Here is an 18,434-nt window from a genome sequence, read left to right as displayed (position 1 = left end):
CGGTTGTTCTTCACGATGCCACGCCAGGCGTTCGGGCGCCACCCTGGGTGCGGTGCCGCAGCCGACGACGCACCTCGACCAGGCGCCGGGCCAGCTGGCGCCGGCGCTGACGGCGCTCCGCAGGGCTCAGGGGAGCGTAGCGCAGGCGCTCCAGCTGGTGGGCGCAGTCGGAAAGCGCAGGCCCTGCCGGCCCCGCCGATGCCGCCAGCCGCCGCAGGTGGGCCGAGGGCGACTCGCCGGGCCGCGGGCCCATGCCGCGCCGGGCGAGCCAGGCCTGGAGGCGGCGGATGCTCCGCGCCTCATCCTGCCCCTCCCGATGGTGCCGCCAGCCCAGCCGCAGCAGCGCCGCCAGCCCGACCAGGGCCGACCCGGCCACCGCCAGCCCCAGCAGCCCTCCCAGCAGGCCGCGGCCGGGCGCCAGCTCGACCAGGCGGTCCCAGAAGGCGTGCAGCCGCGCGGCCAGCCGGGCCATCAGCGCCCGGCGCGCCTCGCGCTGATAGCCGATCACGCCGCGCTGCCAGCGATACTCCATGCGCTCCCAGTCCAGGCGCAGGCGGTTGATCCACCCCACCTCGCGCATGCGCAGGGGCGAGAAGGGGGCGTCGGCCAGGAAGGCCTCGCCGCCATCGATCACCGCCTGGGCCCCCTCCTCGATGCGCTCCGGGGCGATGGCCGCCGTGGGATCGAGGCGCTGCCAGGCACCGTCGAGCCACACCTCCACCCAGGCATGGGCGTCATAGTCGCGCACGGTGAAATGGCCATCCGGGTGGCGTTCGCCGCCCAGGAAGCCGGCCACGATACGGGCCGGGATCTCCACCGACCGGGCCAGGACGGCCATGGCGGACGCATAGTGGGTGCAGTAGCCGGCCTGGCTATCGAAGAGGAACTCATCGACCCGGTTGGCGGAGGTCAGCCGCGGCGGAGAGAGGGTGTAGCGATAGGGCGCCTGGCCGAAGTGCGCCATGATGGCCGCCAGGAAGGCGCCTGGCTCGCCGCCGGCCTCCCGCCACAGACGCTCGGCCAGCTCGCGGGTGCGGGGGTTGCCCTCGGCCGGCAGCCTGGCATGCCAGGCCGCGCCGGCCGGATCGGCGTTGGCGGGTGCCAGGCCGGTGCTGGTCATGCGCAGCAGACTGCGGGAGACCAGCGGGGCGGTCCCCTCCAGGGTGCCGTCCGCCAGGAAGCGGGCGCTGTCGTCGGTGGTCAGCGGCGCCCCCAGCGACGGCCGCCAGGGGCGGCTGTCCGGCTCCAGCAGCAGCTCCGCCTCGAAGCGCGCCGGCGTATCGCCGAGCCAGGGGGAGCGGCGCCCCTCGCCGACGAACTCAGCCTCCGGCTGCCCCAGGAGGGCGGCCAGGCGCTCCGGCGTCGCGCGCCGCCAGCGCTCCCCGTCGAAGTCCGAGAGCGTATAGACCCGCCAGTAGCGCTCGGCCGGCGCCGGCTCGGCGCCCTCGAAGCGTACCCGGAAGGCCCGGGCGTCGCTGCGCGAGAGCTGAGCGATATCCCCGGGGGCGATCTCGTCGGCGAGCCCGGTGGAGGCGCGGTCGGCCTGGGGCAGGTTCCAAAGCGGCCCCAGCCGAGGAAAGGTCACGAAGAGCAGCACCATCAGCGGTGCCGAGAAGGCCAGCAGCCAGGCGCTCTCCCGCCAGGCCCGGCGCCCGTCGCCACCGGAGAGCCACACCAGGGAGTGGACCAGCCAGGCCAGCGCCAGCAGCCCGCCGGCGGCCATGGGGATGCCCTGGTCGTGGAGGAAGGCCACGGTGGTGGCCACGAAGCCGATGGCCACCACCACCCGGCCGTCTCGCCGGGTGTGGGTCTCGAGCAGCTTGAGCAGGTAGACCCCGAGCAGCAGGCCGATCATCGCCTCCATCTGCCCCAGGGTGCCGTAGTGCAGCCAGAGTCCGCCGCTCAGGGCCGCGATGCCGGCCAGGCGCACGAACACCCCGGCCCGCCCTAGCCGTCCGCGCAGCTGCAGGGTGCGATAGCCGGCCGTCAGCAGGGCGATGGCGGCCAGCCAGGCCGGCATCCAGGCCAAGTGCAGGGCCAGCACCAGGCACTGGCCGAGGAACAGCTGGCGCAGCATGGCGCCGCTGAGTGCCTGGCCATCGGCCAGCAGCGCCGAGGAGCCGGAACGCCCCCTTCGACCTCGCATCATGGGACTTCCTCCCGCTCGCCGGGAGGCGCGAAGCGCGCCAGGGCCTCCAGGGCCAGGCGACGCTGGCGGGGCCCCTCCCCCTGGGCCAGGGTCACCCCGGGCAGACGCAGGCCGTAGCGGTCGCCGGCGCGATGATGGGCCAGCACCCTGGCACAGAGCAGCGACAGCCGCCGCTCGGGGTCGCCGCGGCAGGCGTCATAGTCGAGCCACAGCTGGCGGCGGGGCGGCACGCTGAACGCCTTGGCCGCCAGCTGCCCGGTGCGGCTCCACTGCTTCCAGGCAAGCCGCGCCGGGCTGTCACCGGGTTCGGCACGGCGCAGGCCGGCGAAGTCGCTGGCCTCGAGGCCGGCACCGGCATGGCGGTGCTCGGGCTCGTCCTCCGCCAGCGGGCGCGGATAGACCAGCAGCCGCTCGTCGCTCTGCAGCCAGGCCAGGGCCCTCACCACCCCCAGCGGCCAGCGGGTCTCCAGGCGAATGCGCGGCAGCGGCTGCACGCCGCGCAGGGGGGCCGGCAGCGCCAGCAGCGCCTCCCCCTGCCCCTCCGGCAGATCGATCCGGGCGGACACGCCGCCGGCATGCAGCTCAAGCCCCGTTCGCGGACGCCCGCCGGCAAGCACTACCCCCAGGCGCGCCTCGCCGCCGGCAAAGACCTCGCCGGGCAGGCGCAGCGTCGGCGTGACGCCCAGCAGGTTGCGCCAGGTGCGCAGCAGGGCCACCACCCCCAGGCCGAAGAGCCAGAAGGCCAGCACATAGGCCAGGGTATTCTGGTAGTTGATGCCGAAGAGCAGCAGGAGCAGCACCAGCACTGCCCAGCCCAGCCCGAAGCGGGTCGGCAGCAGGAAGAGCCGGCGCTGGGGCAGCGGTGAGCCCGGCGCCATCGCCAGGCGCCGCCACCAGCGCTCGCCGAGCCCCGGCCGGCGCACGCTCACCCCATCACCGGCACGCGGGCCAGCAGGTGGCGCGCCAGGGCCTCGCCCTCCTCGCGCCGGCCGCTGCTGAGGCGGTGGCCCGCCACCGGCACCCACACCGCCTGAACATCCTCGGGCAGCACGTGGTCGCGCCCCTCGAGCAGGGCCCAGCCCCGGGCCGCCTGCAGCAGCGCCAGGGCGCCGCGGGTGGAGAGCCCCCAGGCCAGCTCCGGGTGGTCGCGGCTGGCGGCCACCAGCGCCTGCACATAGTCGAGCAGCGCCTCGGCCACATGGATGGTCTCCAGCCGCGCCTGCCAGGCGCGCAGCCGCTCGGCGCCGAGCAGCACCGGCAGGTCGGCGAGGCGCACCCGGCCCGCGCGGCCGCGCAGGATCTCGCGCTCGGCGCGACGATCCGGGTAGCCCAGGGAGAGGCGCATCAGGAAGCGGTCGAGCTGGGATTCGGGCAGCGCGAAGGTGCCGGCCTGCTCCTGGGGATTCTGGGTGGCGATCACGAAGAAGGGATCGGGCAGCGGCCGGGTCTCCCCCTCCACGGTCACCCTGCCCTCCTCCATGGCCTCGAGCAGCGCACTCTGGGTCTTGGGGGTGGCGCGGTTGATCTCATCGGCCAGCACCACGCCGTGGAAGATCGGACCCGGATGGAAGGTGAAGCGCGCCTCCCGTGGGTCGAATACCGAGACGCCGAGCACGTCGGCGGGCAGCAGGTCGCTGGTGAACTGCAGGCGCTGCATGTCGAGCCCGGTGACCCGCGCCAGGGACTGGGCCAGGGTGGTCTTGCCCAGCCCCGGCAGATCCTCGATCAGCAGGTGGCCGCGGCAGAGCAGGCAGCAGAGCGCCAGGCGCACCTCCCGGGTCTTGCCGAGCACCACGCCCTCCAGCGCGGCGGTCACGGCCTCCAGCTCACTCAGCCGGGCGGGACGGTTCATGGCGAGGCCTCGAGCAGACCGGCCTCGAGCAGCACCTGCACCGCCTGGCGGGTATCCGGCGTGACGCCGGGCAGCGCCAGGGCCTCCGCAGGCGTGTACCAGAAGGCATCGGCCACCTCTTCGGCCTGCAGCGTCAGGGGCCCGTCATGGTCGACCAGGAAGAGGCTGCCGAAGATGTGATTGCCCCCCTCGGCATGCACAAAACCACCCGCCGGGCGCAGGGCCACGCCGCGGATACCGAGCTCCTCGGCCAGCTCGCGGCGTGCTGCCACGTGCTCCGCCTCGCCGGCGCCCACCACGCCGCCGGCGGCCAGGTCGAGCCCGCCGGGGAAGACCTCCTTGGTCAGGGTTCGATGCTGCACGCAGATCTCGCCGCGGGCATTGCGCACCACCACGTAGGTCGCCCGATGCCAGAAGTGGAAGCGACGCATCTCGGTACGCCAGGCGCTGCCGCAGGGGCGATTGCGGGCATCCACCAGCTGGATGCGCTCACGGACCACATGGGGAAGCGGCGGTGTCTCATCGCGAAGGGCGTCGGTCATGGGCATCTCCCGGGGAAATTCCCAAAGCCTACCCAGTCCCGGCCATGGCGTCACGTTGACCGGGCTCCATCCACCCACCATGCTCAGGACACCCCCTCGCGGCTGAAGGTGCGCCATGTCCGATCACGCTCCCCGCACCCGGCTGGCCACCCACCGGGTGACCAACCAGCCGCTGCCCGGTGGCGACCGCGACCTGCTGGGCGGTGACCCGCCGCTGCGGGAGGCCCTGGCCCGGGAGGCGCCGGACTGGGTGACCCGCCGCCTCGCCCCGCTGGGCCGAGAGGCCGGCAGCGAAGGCGTCCAGGCCCTGGGCGAGGCCGCCGACCGCCATCCGCCGGAACTGCGTCTCTTCGACCGCCACGGACGGCGCCTCGACGAGGTGAGCTACCACCCCGCCTACCACGCGCTGATGCACCTGGCCATCGACCACGGCTGGCACGCCGTGGCCTGGCAGGAGGAGGGCCGCGGCGGCCACCAGGCCCATGTGGCGGCCCTCTACCTGCTGACCCAGACCGAGCCCGGGTTCTGCTGTCCGGTGACCATGACCCACGCCGCCTTGCCGGTGCTGCGTCACTCGCCGGCGGTCGAGGCGCGCTGGGCTCCGGGGCTCCTGGCCTGGGACTACGACCCCCGCTCCCTGCCGGCCGCCGAGAAGAGGGGGCTCACCTTCGGCATGGCGATGACCGAGAAGCAGGGCGGCAGCGATATACGCACGAACACCACCGCCGCCGAAGCCGGCGACGACGGCTGGCGGCTCACCGGCCACAAGTGGTTCTGCAGCGCGCCCATGTCCGACGCCTTCCTGACCCTGGCGCGGACCGACGAGGGTCTCGGCTGCTTCCTGGTGCCGCGCTTCACCCCCGACGGGGAGCGCAACGCCATCGAGCTGCAGCGGCTCAAGGAGAAGTGCGGCAACCGCGCCAACGCCTCGGCGGAGATCGAGTACCGCGGCGCCTGGGCCGAGCCCATCGGTGCGCCGGGGCGCGGCATCGCCACCCTCCTGGAGATGGTCCAGCAGACCCGCCTGGACGCCGCTGCCGCGCCGGTGGGCATGATGCGCCAGGCGCTGGTGGCGGCCTGGCACCACGTGCGCGAGCGCCACGCCTTCGGCCGGGCGCTGGCCGAGCAGCCGCTGATGCGGGCGGTGGTCGCCGACCTGGCCCTGGAGGTGGAGGCCGGGGTGGCACTGATGATGCGCGCCGCCCGGGCCTTCGACGGTGCCGCCCGCGGCGACGAGCACGAACGCGCCCTGGCCCGGCTGCTGCCGGCGCTGGCCAAGTACTGGCACAACAAGCGCGGCCCCGGCTTCATGGCCGAGGCCATGGAGTGCCTGGGCGGCATCGGCTACGTGGAGGAGTCGCCCCTGGCGCGGCTCTATCGCGAAGCGCCGGTCAACTCGATCTGGGAGGGCTCGGGGAACGTGATCTGCCTGGACGTGCTAAGGGTGCTGGGCCGCTACCCCGAGGCGCTGGCTGCCTACTGGCAGGCGGTGGCGCCCGCCCGGGGCGAGGAGCGCCGGCTGGACGCCGCCCTGGCCGAGCTGGAGCGGCTGGTGGCCGAGCCCGCGGAGCGGCTCGAGCCCCGCGCCCGCTGGCTGGTACAGCGCCTGGCCCAGTGCCTGCAGGCGGCGCTGCTAGTGCAGTACGCCCCCGCGGAGGTGGCCGATACCTTCTGTGCCGCACGGCTGGGGAACGAGGCCGGCCCCGCCTACGGGGTGCTGCCCAGCGGCTCGCCCTGTGCCGCGCTGCTGGCACGCATCGAGTCCTGAGTCGACCCCACCTCGAGGATCGCCTCGGCCGACATCGGTCGTGCCAGGCCGTAGCCCTGTACATGGGTGCAGCCGAACGCCTCCAGCAGCGCCAGGCAGGAGAGGTCCTCGACCCCCTCGGCCACCACCCGGATGCCGAGGCGCCGCCCCAGCAGGGCCACCGCCTCGACGATGGCCGCGTCCTGGGAGTCCTCCTGGAAGAACTGCACGAAGCTGCGGTCGATCTTCAGCTCGCTGATCGGCAGCAGCTGGAGCCGCGAGAGCGACGAGAAACCGACGCCGAAATCATCCACCGACACCTCGAGCCCCCCCAGGCAGAGCCGAGCGGCCACCTCGCTGCCGAGCAGCTCATCATGCATGGCAGCGGTCTCGGTGATCTCCAGCACCAGGGGCGGCTCCCGGACGTCCCGCTGGCGCACCAGCTCCAGCAGATCCGGGCACATCAGGTCGTCGGGGGTCACGTTGATGGAAAGCGATGGCGTCACGCCCTCGCTCAGCCAGATCGCCGCATCGCTCCGCGCACGGCGCATTACCTGGCGGGTCAGCCGCTTGCCCTGCTCGCGGGAGAGCAGCGGCAGGAAATGGGCCGGGCCGATCAGGCCCAGGGTGGGGTGCTCCCAGCGCACCAGCGCCTCGACGCCGCTGAGCCGCCCGCTGCCGAGCTCGAACTGGGGCTGATAGTGGACGGTAAGCTCATCGCCCTCCAGCGCTCGGACGGCCTCCTGGATGGAGAAGAGGGGCTCGCCCCTCACTTCGCGCGGCGCTACCGCTCCCGGGCGCAGGTTGTCGAGGCAGCGGCGCAGCTCGACCAGGCGCATGGGCTTCTCCAGGCAGCCCAGCATCTGCAGGCCCAGGGTATGACCTAACCGCTCGGCGATCCGGGCGATCTTGCGCTCGACGCCGGAGAGCAGCAGCACCCAGCCGCGGTAGTCGCTGGCGGCGAGCCGGCGCAGCAGCACGATGCTATCCTCGCTGCCGAACTCCAGCCCTAGCACCACCAGGCGCGGCGGCCTGGCCGCCAGCGCCTCCAGCAGCGTGGCCGGCCGATGATGGAAGCGAGCCTCCAGGCCCAGCAGCTCAAGCTGCAGGGAAAGTACGGCGGCGACGTCCCGGTCTGCCTCCAGAACCAGCGCCTGGGGCGCTAGGGGCGTATCGTACATCGGCATGATTCCGCTCAGCAGGTTGGCTGAGCGTAGCACCCTCCGATGAAAGTCACACCACGGCGACCCCGCCCGATATCAACGCTCTACACCAGCGGCCCGGCCACCACGCGCAGCGCCAGCCCCAGCAGCAGCAGGCCGGTAATGCGATTGATCCAGTGGGAGCGGGCCTGCAGCCAGGGCAGCACCCGAGAGTGGGAGAGCCCCAGGGCCACCAGGGCATACCAGCCACCGTCGATGATCATGGCCGTCAGCACGATCACCGCCTTGGCCGCCAGGCTCATGTCCGGGGTCACGAACTGGCTGAGCAGGGCGATGAAGAAGAGAATCAGCTTGGGGTTGCCCAGCGCCACCAGCACCCCTTCCCGGGCGGCCTGGCGGCGCGTGGTCGGAGCCGCCCCCGCCGCCAGCGCCGCGGAACGCCCGGCGCGCAGGGCCCTGATACCGAGCCACGCCAGGTAGGCCGCCCCACCCCAGGTGATGACCTGGAACAGCGCCGGCTGCCGGACGATCAGCGCCCCCAGCCCCCACACCGTCAGCAGGGCATAGAAGCCCACGCCCAGGGCGTGGGAGAGCCCCGCGACCACGCCGGGAGCCCGGCCACCGCCCAGGGTATGGCGCAGTACCAGCGCCAGACTGGGCCCCGGAGACATGGCCCCCATGGCGCACACCGCCGCCAGGGAGAGCCACAGGGAGAACGGCATCGGGGCTTCCTCAGCGGTGGAACTGCTTCTCGCGCTCGGGCTGCCACAGGATGGCATCCACGCGCAGGCTCACCTGGTGGCCGTCGGGCAGGTTCCAGTCGATCACATCGCCGACGCGAAGGCCGATCAGGGCAGCGCCCACCGGGGCCATGACCGAGATGCCATCTTCGGTGGTCGCCAGGGAGTGCGGGTAGACCAGGGTCCGGATCATCTGGCGGTTGCGGGTCAGGTCGGTAAACTGGATCCGGCTGTTCATGCTGACCACGTCGTCGGGAATCTCTTCCGGGTCGATGACCTCGCCACGCTCGAGCTCCTCCTCGAGGGCATCGGCCACGAACAGGTCCTTGTCACTGGCATCGTCGATCAGGCGCTGCAGGCGCTCCGCATCGAGGCGATTGATGATGATGGTGGGGCGGGATGACATGCGACCTCCTGGTAGCCCGTCAATGCATGGCGCAGAGTGAAACTTGGCGGCTATCCAATAAAAGATATCCAATAAAAACAGCCCTCCGCCCCCGTAGGGGGGAAGGACTGTCGACACCGCTCATCATAAGCTCAATGGCGCAGGATGTCAGGCCCCCGGCGTCGGGCCCCGACCGCGGCGGCCGGTTATCAGTACCACGGCACCCAGAACCGCAAGGGCCAGCCCCACGAAGGCCACCGGGTTCCAGGCCCGCCAGCCGTATAGCCCCAGCGCCACGCCCAGCACGATCAAGCCCCCGGCAAACCCCTTTACCCCCATGATGCGCTCCCCGACTGTCGCCATCGCCTCAGCATGGGCCCGGCGCGCGCCCCCTGCAACCACCTCCCGCACCCTGGCCGACGACCTGCCGAGCCGCGACCAGGGTTAGCCCGCCCTGCCTCAGACGGGCGGAAAGGCAGACAAGGCATTGATTACCCAGCCCATCAAGGGCAGATGTCTCGATATCATTCCCTGATGCCTGCGGAAGGCAGGCATCAGACATGACGCCTTATGCTGCAATGCAGCAAGGAAAGAGCTATGGTGATAGGTGTCCCACTCAGGAGGACAGCTATCATGAACCATTCCCACTCGTTTACCCTCGACCCCGAAGTTCTCGCGTTCTGGTATCGCCAATCACAGTGGCAACGCGACGCCTTGGCCGCGCTTGCGGCCTACCTGGGCTGACGCCCTCCAGCGGCCTGCTTGGCGCTGCGCCCTTTACCTGCATGACATCGCCCCTCGGGAGAGTGCCTTCCCCCGAGGGGCGCCCTTGCGTCGGAGAGCGGGAGCACCAGCATCGACCGACAGCGTGGCCCGGGCGAGATTGACCCGGGCACCTCTCCCTGGCCTAGACTGGCCCACTCCCCGCCATGTGAAGGAAGGACACCATGCAATCACGCTACTTCACCATCAACGACTTCCCCCAGGGCACGCCGGGGCGCGAGCTGTTCGAGCTCCGCGAGACCGAGCTGCCCGCCCTGGCCGAGGGCGAGGTGCGGATTCGCAACACCTGGCTGTCGGTAGACCCCTACATGCGCGGCCGCATGAGCGGCGTCAAGACCTACATCGACCCCTTCGTGCTCGGGGAGCCGCTGGAGGGCGCCGCGGTGGGCGAGGTGATTGAATCCCGGGACGCGCGCCTGAGCGTGGGCGACCGGGTCCGCCACATGGCCGGCTGGCGGGATATCGCCCAGCTGCCGGGCGACCAGGTGGAGCCCCTGCCGGGCATCGATGTGCCCGAGCAGGCCTACCTCGGCGTGCTGGGCATGCCCGGCATGACCGCCTGGACGGGCCTGAACCGGATCGCCGAGATGCAGGCGGGCGACAACGTCCTGGTCAGCGCCGCCAGCGGCGCGGTGGGCTCGCTGGCCGTGCAGCTAGCCAAGGCCCGCGGTGGCACCGTGGTGGGCATCGCCGGCTCGCCCGAGAAGCTCGCCTGGCTGGAGTCCCACGGCATCGAGGCGGTGAGCTACCGAGACCGGGACGCGGGGCAGCTCACCGAGGCGCTCCAGGCGGCCTGCCCCGAGGGCTTCGATATCTACTACGAGAACGTGGGGGGCATCTGCCTGGAAGCGGCGCTCAACACGCTGCGCACCGGCGGGCGTATCGCCGTGTGCGGGATGATCACCCGCTACAACGCCGAGGGGCCGACGCCGGGACCCGGCAACCTGGCCATGGTGCTGATCCGGCGCCTGCGCATGCAGGGCTTCATCGTCTTCGACCACTGGGCCGACTACCCCCGCTTTCTCGACGAAGTCGGCCCGCTGGTGGCCAGCGGCGAGATCGACTACGCCGAGACCATTGAGGAGGGGCTCGAGCGCACGCCGGAGGCGTTCCTGGCGCTCTTCGAGGGCGCCAACACCGGCAAGATGCTGGTGCGGCTGTGAACGACGACCATAACGGCAACCGAGGAGCGACAGCGTGAACGCCATCAACCCCGAGAAGCTGCACCACAGCAAGTGGACCGCGGCGAAGCCCCGGAACAAGGAGAAGCACTTCCTGGTGACGGCGCTGGAGCGCGACGAAGAGGAAAACGTGGTCGCGGTGGTCCTCGAGGCCGTCTACACCCGCCGCGAGACCACCCTGCCCTGGCAGGACCTGAAGGACGACGCCACCTGGCTGATGGGCTGGCGGTGATCGTCCACGCCAGGTTTCAAAAGCCTAGTCCGGCTTGCCCACCAGCCAGTGGGTCACCCCTAGCGCCAGCACCACGGCGGCGATGGCGAGCATCTCCATCGCCGTCACGGTGGCGATATCCAGGATGATCACCTTCCGGGCGATGGCCATCAGCGCCGTGGCCACCACCAGGCGGATGGGCAGGATATTGGTGCCCAGGTAGAGGCGGATATTGATGAAGATCTCGACGGCGATCAGCACCACCATGAAGGCGCCGAAGATCACGAAGATATCGCTGACCTCGAAGAGCAGCACCGGCGGAGAGATGAACTTGGTGTAGAGCACATAGATGACATCCAGGACGCCCCAGATGATCACCAGCACCATCAGCACCGCCAGCAGCTTGATCGCCTGGCGGATGATGAGGTGGAGCCGCCGGATCAGCGGGTCCTCGTGCTCCTTGGGCAGCTCATCATGCTGCAGCTGCGGTCCGCGGTGCCTGTCGTGGTCGTGCTGTTCCATCGCCGCCTCTCCCGGTAGCCCCCGGCGGGGGTCGAGTCCATTGATGCCCGAGCACGCGACGCTGTCAATCCATGAGCACGCGGCCGAGCCTCAGGCTGCGCCTCCCACGGCCATGGCAGGCTCCGGCGAGACGCCCTGGGCCAGGGCCGCCTCCCGCTCCGCGGCCAGAGCGCACTGGAAGGCTTCCCGCTGCTGCAGGCGCGCCCAATAGTCCGCCACGGCGGGCTTGAAGCGCTCCTCCAGGCCGATATGGCTGGCCAGCAGCAGCGCATAGCCCACCGAGACGTCGGCGGCGGTGAAGCGCCCGGCACACAGGAAGGGCTCGCGCTCCAGGCGCGGCGCCAGGGTGCGCAGCCGCGAGAGGCACCAGCGGGCGTAGTCCTCCACCACCTGGGGCTGGCGCCGCTCCGGCGGCTCGAAGTGGCCGTAGCGCAGCACCAGGGTCTGGGGAAAGGTGAGGGTCGCCTCGCCGAAGTGCAGGAAGTTGAGGTAGTCGCCATAGGCCGGCTCATTCGCCGCCACCTCCAGCCCCGCCTCGGGACGGCGGGAGGCGAGGAACTGGCAGATAGCCGCGGACTCGGTCATGGCCACCTCGCCATCGAAGAAGGCCGGCACCGTGCCCAGCGGGTTGATCTCGAGGAAGGCCTCGTCACGCATCCGGGGCGGGAAGGGGTGCATCACCAGCTCATAGGGCTGGCCCAGCTCCTCGAGCAGCCAGAGGGGGCGAAAGGAGCGGGCGCTGACGCAGTGGTGGAGTCGAATCATGGCTGGGTTCCATTTCAGGCTTTAAGGGCATGGTGCCCCGGCGCCATCGATCGCGAAAGCCCCGCCCCTTCAGGGCGCTCCCAGAAGCACCGAACCCGCCACAGGGGCGGGTTCGAAAAACGCCGTCAATCCGGTGGAATCACTCCCATTCGATCGTCGCGGGCGGCTTGCTCGAGACGTCATAGGTGACGCGGGAGACGCCGGAGAGCTCGTTGATGATGCGGTTGGAGACCGTTTCGAGTAGCTCGTAGGGCAAGTGGGCCCAGCGGGCGGTCATGAAGTCGATGGTCTCCACGGCGCGCAGGGCGATGACCCACTCGTAGCGGCGGGCGTCGCCGACCACGCCGACGGACTTCACCGGCAGGAAGACGGCGAACGCCTGGCTGGTCTTGTGGTACCAGTCCGCCTTGTGCAGCTCCTCGATGAAGATGGCGTCGGCCTCGCGCAGGATGTCCGCGTACTCCTTCTTCACCTCGCCGAGGATGCGCACGCCCAGGCCCGGCCCCGGGAAGGGGTGGCGGTAGACCATGTCGTAGGGCAGGCCGAGCTCGAGACCGAGCTTGCGCACCTCGTCCTTGAACAGCTCGCGCAGCGGCTCCACCAGCTTGAGCTTCATGGTCTCCGGCAGGCCGCCCACGTTGTGGTGGGACTTGATCACGTGCGCCTTGCCGGTCTTGGCGGCGGCGGACTCGATCACATCCGGGTAGATGGTGCCCTGGGCCAGGAAGTCCACGCCCTCGATCTTGGCCGCCTCGGCGTCGAAGACGTCGATGAAGGTGTTGCCGATGATCTTGCGCTTGGCCTCGGGGTCCGCCTCGCCCTCGAGGCGCGAGAGGAACTGCTCCTCGGCGTCGACGCGGATTACCTTGACGCCCATGTGCCTGGCGAAGGTCTCCATCACCTGGTCGCCCTCGGCCTTGCGCAAGAGGCCGTTGTCGACGAAGACGCAGGTGAGCTGGTCGCCGATCGCCTTGTGCAGCAGGGCCGCCACCACCGAGGAGTCGACGCCGCCGGAGAGGCCCAGCAGCACGTGCCGGTCGCCCACCTGGGCGCGTACGCGCTCGATCTGGTCCTCGATGATCTGGGCCGGTGTCCAGTTGCACTCGGCCTGGCAGATCTCGACCACGAAGTGCTCGAGGATGCGCTGACCCTGCAGGGTGTGGGTCACCTCGGGGTGGAACTGCACCCCGTAGAAGCGCTTCTCCTCCCAGGCCATGGCGGCGATGGGGCAGCTCGGGGTGGAGGCGGTCACGGTGAAGGCCTCGGGTACCTGGGCCACCTTGTCGCCGTGGCTCATCCAGACGTCGAGCAGGCTCTTGCCGCTGTCGTGGTCGATATGGTCGGCGATATCGCGGAACAGGGCGGTGGGCTCGTCGATGCGGATCTGGGCGTAGCCGAACTCGCGGACGTTGGAGCCCGCCACGGCGCCGCCGAGCTGCTCGGCCATGGTCTGCATGCCGTAGCAGATGCCCAGCACCGGCAGGCCCATCTCGAACACGCACTGGGGCGCCCGGGGCGAGCCCAGCTCGGTGACCGACTCGGGGCCGCCGGCCAGGATGATGCCGTTGGGGGCGTACTCACGGATCTCGGCCTCGGTGATGTCGAAGGCGCGGATCTCGGAGTAGACGCCGATCTCGCGCACGCGGCGGGCGATCAGCTGAGTGTACTGGGAGCCGAAGTCCAGGATCAGGATCTTGTGGGCGTGAATGTCGGTCATGTCTGGTCCTCAGCCCGCCCGATAGTTCGGGGCTTCCTTGGTGATCTGCACGTCGTGCACGTGGGACTCGGCGAAGCCCGCCCCGGTGATCTGGACGAACTGCGGCTTGGTGCGCATCTCCTGGATGTCGTTGCAGCCGGTGTAGCCCATGGAGGCGCGCAGGCCGCCCATCATCTGGTGAACGATGGCGCTCATCAGCCCCTTGTAGGGCACGCGACCCTCGATGCCTTCCGGCACCAGCTTCTCGGCGCCGGCGTCCTTGTCCTGGAAGTAGCGGTCGGCGCTACCCTGGCTCTGGGCCATGGCGCCCATGGAGCCCATGCCGCGGTAGGCCTTGTAGGTACGGCCCTGGAACAGCTCGACCTCGCCCGGGGCCTCCTCGGTGCCGGCCAGCAGGCCGCCCACCATCACGGCGCTGGCGCCGGCGGCAATCGCCTTGGCCAGGTCGCCGGAGAAGCGCACGCCGCCGTCGGCGATCAGCGGGATATCGTAGGGCTCCAGCGCCGCAGCCACGTTGGAGACCGCGGTGATCTGCGGCACGCCGACGCCGGCGACGACCCGGGTGGTGCAGATGGAGCCGGGGCCGATGCCCACCTTGACGCCATCGGCGCCCGCCTCGGCCAGATCCTTTGCCGCCTCGGCGGTGGCGATGTTGCCGCCGATCACCTGCAGCTGGGGGAAGGTCTGCTTGACCCAGCGCACCCGGTCGATCACCCCCTTCGAATGGCCATGGGCGGTATCGACGATGATCACGTCCACGCCGGCCTCGGCCAGGGCGGCGACGCGGTCCGGGGTCTCGGGACCGGTACCCACGGCGGCGCCGACCAGCAGACGGCCGTCACCGTCCTTGGCGGCGTGGGGGAAGGTGCGCGCCTTCTCGATGTCCTTGAAGGTGACCAGGCCACGCAGCTGGAACTGATCGTTGACGATCAGCATCTTCTCCACCCGGTGCTCCTGCATCTTGCCCTTGATGATATCCAGGCTGGTGCCTTCCGGCACGGTGACCAGGCGCTCGCGGGGGGTCATGATGTCGGAGACGCTGTCGCCGTGGTTGGGCTGGAAGCGCATGTCGCGCTCGGTGACCAGCCCCACCAGGGCCTCGCCCTCCACCACCGGGAAGCCCGAGAAGCCGTGCTCCTCGGCCATGGCCAGCAGGTCGGCCAGCTTGGCCTTGGGCCCCACGGTGACCGGATCCTTGACGATCACGCTCTCGTGCTTCTTGACCTTGCGCACCTCGGACGCCTGGTGGGCGATGGTCATGTTCTTGTGGATGATGCCGATGCCGCCTTCCTGGGCCATGGCGATGGCCAGGCGGGCCTCGGTCACGGTGTCCATGGCCGCGGAGACCAGGGGAATATTGAGGAAGAGATCGCGGGTCAGGCGGGTCCGGAGGCTGACGTCCTTGGGCAGGACCTCGGAGTAGCCAGGAACGAGCAATACGTCATCGAACGTAAGCGCTTCTTGAGCCATACGGAGCATAAGCGGCAACACCCAGTGAGCTGGTGGGAAGGGGGACGTGAAGTCAATCCGACATTATAGCGGCCGGGGGCGGGTCGCGTCACGGGGGCAGCGGCCAGGCAGGTCACCGGACGGGGGCAGCACGAACAGAGAAACACGATTCATTACCCACAATTACCGCGCCTCATCTAGGGTGAAGGGTACCCCTGACCGGCGTGGCGCACATGGACTGCCGCCCTCGCCGCCCGGCGCAGCAGCCGGGCCGCCCGGGCCGGGCCACGCCGAAACGGGGCAGGAACGCTGAACGACACGATCAAGGAGAGAAAGATGTCCTGCAAGAAGCACACCCTGACCCTTGCCATCGCCGCCCTGGCCGGCGGCCTCACCCTCGGCGCCCAGGCCCAGCCGGCCTACGAGCCCCAGGGCCTCTACTCCGCCGAGGATATCCTCGATGCCGACGTCTACCTGACCAGCGACCCCGAGGAGCGCGTTGGCGAGGTGGAAGATATCCTCTTCGACGAAGCCATGCAGGTCACCGCCCTGGTGATCGAGAGCGGCAGCGTGCTGGGCCTGGGCGGCCGCGACTTTATCGTCGAGTCGGGCCAGTTCACCCTGATGACCCATTTCGATGACGACGGGGACACCGAGCACCGCGTCATGCTGGAGGCCAGCGCCGAGGAGCTCGAGGGCTACCCTGTCTACAGTGACGACTGGTGGGAGCGAGCCCGCGAGCGCTCCCGGGAGGCCTGGCTGCAGACTCAGGAGGGGGCCGAGAGCGCCTGGCAGACCACCCAGGAGGGCGCGGAGCGCGCCTGGGAGACCACCCGCGAGAACGCCCAGCGCGCCTGGGAAGCGGCGCGTGACGCGGTCGGCGCCGACGACTGAAGCCCCCAGCCATCGGCAATTCTCGACGCCGGGCCCTGCGCCCGGCGTCTTCCGTCGGGGCCCCGCCGCCCCTGCCGGCATGGTAGGCTGGGCCGTTCTCTCAGCACGAGCCGCTCAATGGACGACACACCCGACGCCCTCTCCGTCAGCGAAGTGAACCGCCGCGCCCGCCGGACCCTGGAGCAGGGGGTCGGCGAGCTCTGGGTGGAAGGCGAACTCTCCGGCGTGTCGCGCCCCACCTCGGGCCACCTCTACTTCACCCTCAAGGATGACCAGGCCCAGCTGCGCTGTGCGCTGTTTCGCACCCGCGCGCGCTTCGTGGCCGCCCCGATGCGCGACGGGGATCGGGTGCGAGTGCGCGGGCGGCTATCGATCTTCGAGCCCCGCGGCGACTATCAACTGATTGCCGAGGCCGTGCAGGGGGCAGGGGTGGGCGACCTGCTGGCCGCCTTCGAGGCGCTCAAGGCACGGCTCGCCGCCGAAGGCGTATTCGCCAACGCTCGCCCCCTGCCCCACCCGCCTCGTCATCTGCTGGTGCTGACCTCGCCCACGGGGGCGGCGATCCGCGACGTGCTGGCGGTGCTGGCGGCGCGCTGGCCCCTGGCCCGGGTCACCCTGATACCGGTGCCGGTGCAGGGCCGCGAGGCCGCCCCGGCGATGATCTCGGCGCTGGGCCTGCTCAACCGTCAGGCCGCGCTGGACCCCGCCCGGGACGCCATCCTGATCACCCGCGGCGGCGGCAGCCTGGAGGACCTCTGGGCCTTCAACGATGAGCACCTGGCCCGGGCCCTCTTCCACTCACGGCTGCCGGTGATGTCGGCGGTGGGCCATGAGGTGGATGTGACCCTGGCCGACTTCGCCGCCGATGCCCGGGCGCCCACCCCCTCCGCCGCCGCCGAGCAGCTGGTACCCGACCAGCGCGCGCTGGCCCAGCGCCTGGCCACGCTGGAAACGCGGCTGGCCAACGCCGTTCGCAGCCGCCAGGAGCGGGAGGGGCAGCGGCTCGACCACCTGCAGGCGCGGCTGCGCCACCCCGGTGAGGTGCTGGCCCGCCGCCGCGACACCCTGGCGCTGCTGCAGGCCCGGCTGCACCGCGCCCTGGCGGCCTGCCTGGAGGGTGAGCGCCGCCGTCAGCGTCACCTGGCGACGCGGCTGTCGGCCCAGGCACCGGCCCGGCGCCTTGCCGAGAGCCGGGAGCGGCTCTCCCGCAGCGCCGCGCGGCTGCATGCCGCCATGCCAAGGAGTCTGGCCGCTCAGCGCCAGCGGCTGGCGGCCCTGGCGAGAGAGCTGCAGGCGGTCAGCCCGCTGGCGGTGCTGGGGCGCGGCTATGCGATTCTCGAGGATGAGCGAGGCCAGGTGGTGCGCCGCGCCGGCGATACCGCTCCGGGCCAGACGCTCACCGCCCGGCTGGGCGAGGGGCGACTCGAACTCGAGGTCAGGAAGCAAGGGGCCTGCGACAACCTGCCTCGGCCGGAAAGTCCATCGGCCTGATAGATTTTTGTATATGGATATTCCATAAGGCGATATATAGGATGGTACCCGAAGCCTGAGACGAGACGCGGGTCTCCATCACCAGGCGCCAGAGTTTCAGCGTGTGCCCCCCTGGCCACACGATTCGCTCAGCAGAGAGGAGATACACCATGTCACTGCGTATCAATGACGTTGTCCCGGATTTCGAAGCCGACACCAGCGATGGCCCCATCCGCTTCCACGAGTGGATCGGCGACAGCTGGGCCATCCTGTTCTCCCACCCCAAGGACTTCACCCCGGTCTGCACCACCGAGTTCGGCGCGGTGGCCCGCCTGGGCGAGGAGTGGAAGAAGCGCGGCACCAAGGTGATCGGCATCTCCACCGACGGCGTGGAAGAGCACAAGGCGTGGATCAAGGATATCGCCAGCTACGCCGACTGCGACGTCGGTTTCCCGATCATCGCCGATGAAGACCTCAAGATCGCCAAGCTGTTCGACATGCTGCCCGCCGACGCCTACCTGCCGGACGGCGCCACGCCGGAAGACAGCGCCACCGTGCGCTCTGTCTTCATCATCGGCCCGGACAAGCAGCTGAAGCTGGCCATGATCTACCCGATGAACGTCGGCCGTAACTTCGCCGAGGTGCTGCGCGCCCTGGATGCCCTGCAGACCGCCAACAGCCAGAGCATCGCCACTCCCGCCGACTGGACCGTGGGTCAGGACGTCATCGTGCCCCTGTCGCTCTCCGACGAGGAAGCGGTGACCAGGTTCGGCAAGATCGACAAGGTCTTCCCCTACCTGCGCAAGGCCCCGCTGCCCCAGTAAGCGCAGCGACAGCCGCCACAGGCTCGGCCTGTGACCCCGA

At 70.4% G+C, this 18,434-nt stretch carries 18 protein-coding genes; 6 read left to right on the top strand and 12 right to left on the bottom strand.

Annotation, left to right across the window (positions count from 1 at the left end; all coding sequences use genetic code 11):
• Window positions 1-10 precede the first annotated feature (10 nt).
• The 4 genes from ACRYRV_RS10855 to ACRYRV_RS10840 are packed head-to-tail and all read right to left on the bottom strand — an operon-like array spanning window position 11 to window position 4,543.
• Complete coding sequence (locus tag ACRYRV_RS10855; protein WP_444985159.1) at window positions 11-2,149, bottom strand: transglutaminase family protein; 2,139 nt, start codon at window positions 2,147-2,149, stop codon at window positions 11-13.
• The gene (locus ACRYRV_RS10850; protein WP_444985160.1) at window positions 2,146-3,078 is read right to left on the bottom strand and encodes a DUF58 domain-containing protein; all 933 of its coding nucleotides are present in this window, start codon (window positions 3,076-3,078) and stop codon (window positions 2,146-2,148) included. The genes ACRYRV_RS10855 and ACRYRV_RS10850 overlap by 4 nt, the downstream gene beginning before the upstream one ends.
• Window positions 3,075-4,001: an AAA family ATPase gene (locus tag ACRYRV_RS10845; RefSeq protein WP_299315673.1), complete on the bottom strand. Its 927-nt coding sequence runs from the start codon at window positions 3,999-4,001 to the stop codon at window positions 3,075-3,077. The genes ACRYRV_RS10850 and ACRYRV_RS10845 overlap by 4 nt, the downstream gene beginning before the upstream one ends.
• Window positions 3,998-4,543, bottom strand: coding sequence for an NUDIX hydrolase (locus ACRYRV_RS10840; protein ID WP_309635944.1), 546 nt, complete (start codon window positions 4,541-4,543; stop codon window positions 3,998-4,000). The genes ACRYRV_RS10845 and ACRYRV_RS10840 overlap by 4 nt, the downstream gene beginning before the upstream one ends.
• A gap of 115 nt (window positions 4,544-4,658) precedes the next feature.
• Between ACRYRV_RS10840 and ACRYRV_RS10835 the strand changes: the two genes are divergently transcribed.
• Window positions 4,659-6,311 carry an acyl-CoA dehydrogenase family protein gene (locus tag ACRYRV_RS10835; protein ID WP_444985162.1) on the top strand — a complete coding sequence of 551 codons (1,653 nt, stop codon included), beginning with the start codon at window positions 4,659-4,661 and terminating at the stop codon, window positions 6,309-6,311.
• Here ACRYRV_RS10835 and ACRYRV_RS10830 read toward each other — a convergent pair.
• The 4 genes from ACRYRV_RS10830 to ACRYRV_RS10815 all read right to left on the bottom strand — a co-directional run bounded on the left by ACRYRV_RS10830 (window position 6,251) and on the right by ACRYRV_RS10815 (window position 8,917).
• Window positions 6,251-7,471 carry an EAL domain-containing response regulator gene (locus ACRYRV_RS10830; protein ID WP_444985163.1) on the bottom strand — a complete coding sequence of 407 codons (1,221 nt, stop codon included), beginning with the start codon at window positions 7,469-7,471 and terminating at the stop codon, window positions 6,251-6,253. The two genes, ACRYRV_RS10835 and ACRYRV_RS10830, sit on opposite strands and share 61 nt — an antisense overlap.
• 86 nt (window positions 7,472-7,557) lie before the next feature.
• Complete coding sequence (locus ACRYRV_RS10825; RefSeq protein ID WP_444985165.1) at window positions 7,558-8,175, bottom strand: LysE family translocator; 618 nt, start codon at window positions 8,173-8,175, stop codon at window positions 7,558-7,560.
• A gap of 10 nt (window positions 8,176-8,185) precedes the next feature.
• Window positions 8,186-8,599, bottom strand: coding sequence for a nucleoside diphosphate kinase regulator (rnk, locus tag ACRYRV_RS10820; RefSeq protein ID WP_253445547.1), 414 nt, complete (start codon window positions 8,597-8,599; stop codon window positions 8,186-8,188).
• 147 nt (window positions 8,600-8,746) lie between these two features.
• Window positions 8,747-8,917: a hypothetical protein gene (locus ACRYRV_RS10815; RefSeq protein WP_253445550.1), complete on the bottom strand. Its 171-nt coding sequence runs from the start codon at window positions 8,915-8,917 to the stop codon at window positions 8,747-8,749.
• Between the two features lie 608 nt (window positions 8,918-9,525).
• Between ACRYRV_RS10815 and ACRYRV_RS10810 the strand changes: the two genes are divergently transcribed.
• Both ACRYRV_RS10810 and ACRYRV_RS10805 read left to right on the top strand, forming a co-directional pair.
• Window positions 9,526-10,524, top strand: coding sequence for an NADP-dependent oxidoreductase (locus ACRYRV_RS10810; RefSeq protein WP_444985166.1), 999 nt, complete (start codon window positions 9,526-9,528; stop codon window positions 10,522-10,524).
• 34 nt (window positions 10,525-10,558) lie between these two features.
• Entirely contained in the window at window positions 10,559-10,774 is a 216-nt protein-coding gene (locus tag ACRYRV_RS10805) for a TIGR02450 family Trp-rich protein (protein ID WP_305499477.1), read from the top strand.
• Window positions 10,775-10,798: 24 nt separating this feature from the next.
• Here ACRYRV_RS10805 and ACRYRV_RS10800 read toward each other — a convergent pair whose 3' ends face one another.
• The 4 genes from ACRYRV_RS10800 to guaB all read right to left on the bottom strand — a co-directional run bounded on the left by ACRYRV_RS10800 (window position 10,799) and on the right by guaB (window position 15,236).
• Window positions 10,799-11,275: a phosphate-starvation-inducible PsiE family protein gene (locus ACRYRV_RS10800; RefSeq protein ID WP_309635951.1), complete on the bottom strand. Its 477-nt coding sequence runs from the start codon at window positions 11,273-11,275 to the stop codon at window positions 10,799-10,801.
• Window positions 11,276-11,365: 90 nt separating this feature from the next.
• Window positions 11,366-12,040 carry a glutathione S-transferase family protein gene (locus ACRYRV_RS10795; RefSeq protein ID WP_444985168.1) on the bottom strand — a complete coding sequence of 225 codons (675 nt, stop codon included), beginning with the start codon at window positions 12,038-12,040 and terminating at the stop codon, window positions 11,366-11,368.
• Between the two features lie 139 nt (window positions 12,041-12,179).
• The gene (guaA, locus tag ACRYRV_RS10790; RefSeq protein WP_444985169.1) at window positions 12,180-13,757 is read right to left on the bottom strand and encodes a glutamine-hydrolyzing GMP synthase; all 1,578 of its coding nucleotides are present in this window, start codon (window positions 13,755-13,757) and stop codon (window positions 12,180-12,182) included.
• A gap of 9 nt (window positions 13,758-13,766) precedes the next feature.
• Entirely contained in the window at window positions 13,767-15,236 is a 1,470-nt protein-coding gene (gene guaB / locus ACRYRV_RS10785) for an IMP dehydrogenase (RefSeq protein WP_253445751.1), read from the bottom strand.
• A gap of 306 nt (window positions 15,237-15,542) precedes the next feature.
• On the opposite strand from guaB, the gene ACRYRV_RS10780 reads away from it, so the two are divergent.
• From ACRYRV_RS10780 to ACRYRV_RS10770, 3 genes are all read left to right on the top strand, one after another.
• Window positions 15,543-16,100 carry a PRC-barrel domain-containing protein gene (locus tag ACRYRV_RS10780; RefSeq protein WP_253445755.1) on the top strand — a complete coding sequence of 186 codons (558 nt, stop codon included), beginning with the start codon at window positions 15,543-15,545 and terminating at the stop codon, window positions 16,098-16,100.
• A 117-nt stretch (window positions 16,101-16,217) separates the two neighbouring features.
• Window positions 16,218-17,591, top strand: a complete 1,374-nt coding sequence (gene xseA, locus ACRYRV_RS10775) for an exodeoxyribonuclease VII large subunit (RefSeq protein ID WP_444985170.1) — start codon at window positions 16,218-16,220, stop codon at window positions 17,589-17,591.
• Between the two features lie 149 nt (window positions 17,592-17,740).
• Window positions 17,741-18,394, top strand: a complete 654-nt coding sequence (locus ACRYRV_RS10770) for a peroxiredoxin (protein ID WP_444985171.1) — start codon at window positions 17,741-17,743, stop codon at window positions 18,392-18,394.
• Window positions 18,395-18,434 lie beyond the last annotated feature (40 nt).

The sequence above is a fragment of the Halomonas mongoliensis genome (assembly GCF_052496345.1).
Note: the sequence above shows the minus strand (reverse complement) of the source record. Positions and strands in the feature narration are given on the sequence as shown.

Bases quoted from the DNA above. Each gene is read 5' to 3' on its own strand.
- ACRYRV_RS10845 (WP_299315673.1), bottom strand. From the start codon at position 4,001: ATGAACCGTCCCGCCCGGCTGAGTGAGCTGGAGGCCGTGACCGCCGCG.
- ACRYRV_RS10810 (WP_444985166.1), top strand. From the start codon at position 9,526: ATGCAATCACGCTACTTCACCATCAACGACTTCCCCCAGGGCACGCCG.
- ACRYRV_RS10855 (WP_444985159.1), bottom strand. From the start codon at position 2,149: ATGATGCGAGGTCGAAGGGGGCGTTCCGGCTCCTCGGCGCTGCTGGCC.
- ACRYRV_RS10780 (WP_253445755.1), top strand. From the start codon at position 15,543: ATGTCCTGCAAGAAGCACACCCTGACCCTTGCCATCGCCGCCCTGGCC.
- rnk (WP_253445547.1), bottom strand. From the start codon at position 8,599: ATGTCATCCCGCCCCACCATCATCATCAATCGCCTCGATGCGGAGCGC.
- ACRYRV_RS10800 (WP_309635951.1), bottom strand. From the start codon at position 11,275: ATGGAACAGCACGACCACGACAGGCACCGCGGACCGCAGCTGCAGCAT.
- guaB (WP_253445751.1), bottom strand. From the start codon at position 15,236: ATGCTCCGTATGGCTCAAGAAGCGCTTACGTTCGATGACGTATTGCTC.
- ACRYRV_RS10835 (WP_444985162.1), top strand. From the start codon at position 4,659: ATGTCCGATCACGCTCCCCGCACCCGGCTGGCCACCCACCGGGTGACC.
- ACRYRV_RS10770 (WP_444985171.1), top strand. From the start codon at position 17,741: ATGTCACTGCGTATCAATGACGTTGTCCCGGATTTCGAAGCCGACACC.
- xseA (WP_444985170.1), top strand. From the start codon at position 16,218: ATGGACGACACACCCGACGCCCTCTCCGTCAGCGAAGTGAACCGCCGC.
- ACRYRV_RS10815 (WP_253445550.1), bottom strand. From the start codon at position 8,917: ATGGGGGTAAAGGGGTTTGCCGGGGGCTTGATCGTGCTGGGCGTGGCG.
- guaA (WP_444985169.1), bottom strand. From the start codon at position 13,757: ATGACCGACATTCACGCCCACAAGATCCTGATCCTGGACTTCGGCTCC.
- ACRYRV_RS10825 (WP_444985165.1), bottom strand. From the start codon at position 8,175: ATGCCGTTCTCCCTGTGGCTCTCCCTGGCGGCGGTGTGCGCCATGGGG.
- ACRYRV_RS10830 (WP_444985163.1), bottom strand. From the start codon at position 7,471: ATGTACGATACGCCCCTAGCGCCCCAGGCGCTGGTTCTGGAGGCAGAC.
- ACRYRV_RS10840 (WP_309635944.1), bottom strand. From the start codon at position 4,543: ATGACCGACGCCCTTCGCGATGAGACACCGCCGCTTCCCCATGTGGTC.
- ACRYRV_RS10795 (WP_444985168.1), bottom strand. From the start codon at position 12,040: ATGATTCGACTCCACCACTGCGTCAGCGCCCGCTCCTTTCGCCCCCTC.